The following is a 2,270-nucleotide window of genomic DNA, read 5'->3' as shown; positions in this document are numbered from 1 at the left end:
GCATGAGAGTGCCGCCCTCGAGCAAGAGCGCCTGTCTCGTGAGGGTGGAGACAGCCTGCAGGTTGTGGCTGACGAACAGCACGGTGCGGCCGCCGCGGGCCACGTCGCCCATCTTGTTGAGGCACTTCTTCTGGAACTCGGTATCGCGGCCAGCGCTGCCGTCGCGCTCGTCCTGTGCGTGACGGGCGCGCTCTATTTTCGCAGCGTGGAGCGGGAGTTCGCCGATGTGGTGTGAGCCGGCCGCGTCCTGCTCCGGGGCGCCGCGATGAGCGCTCCGGCGATCCGCGTCGAGGGGCTCGGCAAGCGCTACCGCATCGGCGAGCGGGTGCGCTACAAGTCGCTGCGCGAGAGCGTGTCGAACGTGGCCCGCCGGGCGCTGCGCGGTGAGCGCCGCCCGCACGAGACGATCTGGGCGCTCAAGGACGTCTCGTTCGAGGTTCAGCCCGGCGAGGTCGTCGGCGTGATCGGCCGCAACGGCGCCGGCAAGAGCACCCTGCTCAAGATCCTGTCGCGCATCACCGAGCCGACCGAGGGCCGCGTCGAGCTGCACGGCCGCGTCGGGAGCCTCCTCGAGGTCGGCACCGGCTTCCACCAGGAACTCACGGGCCGCGAGAATATCTACTTGAACGGCGCCATCCTCGGCATGAAGCGCGCCGAGATCGAGCGCAAGTTCGACGAGATCGTGGCGTTCGCGGAAATCGAGCGGTTCCTCGACACCCCCGTCAAGCACTACTCCACCGGCATGTACCTCCGCCTCGCCTTCGCCGTCGCCGCCCACCTCGAGCCCGAGATCCTCCTCGTCGACGAGGTCCTCGCCGTCGGCGACTCCGGGTTTCAAACGAAGTGCATGGGGAAGATGGAGGAAGTCGGCAAAGGTGGGAGAACGGTGATCTTCGTTTCGCACAACATGGCCGCTGTAAGCCGGTTGTGCCAGCGTGCGGTGCTGCTAGGCGAGGGGCGCGTCTTCCTCGACGGGCCGCCCGAGGAGGTTCTCGCGACCTACCTCCGATCAGACCTCGGTCCGAGCTCGAGCCGGACGTGGCCCGACGGCGCGACCGCCCCTGGGAACGACGTCGTCCGCCTGCGCGGCGTGCGGGTGCAGACACGCCGCGGACCGGTTACCGACTCGGCCGGCATTGCCGAGGAGGTGGGCGTCGAAATCGAGTACGAGGTACTGGCGCCCGGCCATATCCTGGTTCCCAACCTACACTTCTTCAACGAGCAGGGCACTTACGCCTTCGTCGTCCACGACTCTGACCCAGCGTGGTGCCGGCGCCCCCGCCCAGTCGGAAGGTTCTTTTCGACAGCCTGGATTCCTGCCAACTACTTGGCCGAAGGGACGCTGATTGTGGGCGCGGCGATCAGCACGCACAGCCCCCTCGTCATCCACGTGTACGAGCGGGACGCAGTCGCGTTCAATGTCGCTGACTCGTTCGACGGCACGACCGCGCGCGGCGACTACGTCGGATACATGCCCGGGGTTGTGCGGCCTTTGGTACCCTGGGAAACGCGCATCGTGGGTCCGCTTCCGATTGTGGCTCCGGCGCGCAAGGAGAAAGAGTCATGAAGGTAGTGATACTCGCCGGCGGCCTCGGGACGCGTCTCGCCGAGGAGACAGAGCTAAGGCCGAAACCGGCGCTGGAGCTGGGTGAGCAGCCGATCCTCTGGCACATTATGAAGTATTACGCACACTTCGGCTTCCACGAGTTTCTTGTAGCCCTGGGGTACAAGGGTGACGTGATTAAGCGGTACTTCATTGACTATCACACGCTGCGCGGCAACGTCAGCGTCGACCTCGGCAGCGGTACCCTCCGGCGCCACGGGCCGAGCAGCGACGATTGGACCGTGCACCTGATCGAGACCGGCCAGGAGACCTCGACGGGAGGTCGGCTGAAGAGACTTGAGGCCTTGCTGCGGGACGAGACGTTCATGCTCACATACGGCGACGGCGTCAGCAACGTGGACCTCGGCGAGCTGCTCCGCTTCCACCGCTCGCTCGGCCGCATCGCCACCGTGACCGCAGTGCGGCCACCGGCCCGCTTCGGCGAGCTCGTGTTCGACGGCGACCTCGTCACGTACTTCACGGAGAAGCCGCAGATCGGGGAGGGCTGGATCAACGGTGGCTTCATGGTGCTCGAGCCCGCCGTGTTCGACTACATCAGCGACGACGCCACCAGCCTCGAGGCCGACACGCTCGCGCGCCTCGCCGCCGACCGCCAGCTCGCGGCGTACCGCCACGACGGGTTCTGGCAGTGCATGGACACGCTGCG

3 protein-coding genes are annotated in these 2,270 nt (G+C 66.7%); all 3 read left to right on the top strand.

Features of this window, described 5'->3' with window-relative positions:
* Positions 1–235, top strand: a 235-nt coding sequence (locus M7D61_RS04830) for a hypothetical protein (protein ID WP_298228146.1), incomplete at its 5' end; no start/stop codon positions are given.
* Between the two features lie 30 nt (positions 236–265).
* Complete coding sequence (locus M7D61_RS04825; RefSeq protein ID WP_298228144.1) at positions 266–1,567, top strand: polysaccharide ABC transporter ATP-binding protein; 1,302 nt, start codon at positions 266–268, stop codon at positions 1,565–1,567.
* Between the two features lie 5 nt (positions 1,568–1,572).
* On the top strand, positions 1,573–2,270 hold a 698-nt coding region (gene rfbF / locus M7D61_RS04820), incomplete at its 3' end, for a glucose-1-phosphate cytidylyltransferase (protein WP_298228142.1).

The sequence above is a fragment of the Gryllotalpicola sp. genome (genome assembly GCF_027352875.1).
GTDB lineage: Bacteria > Actinomycetota > Actinomycetes > Actinomycetales > Microbacteriaceae > Gryllotalpicola.
The sequence above is the reverse complement of the archived record's forward strand: the minus strand, read 5'-3'. Positions and strand labels throughout refer to the sequence as shown.

What these genes read in the sequence shown, in the direction of transcription:
- M7D61_RS04825 (WP_298228144.1), top strand. Translation starts at nt 266, where the DNA reads ATGAGCGCTCCGGCGATCCGCGTCGAGGGGCTCGGCAAGCGCTACCGC.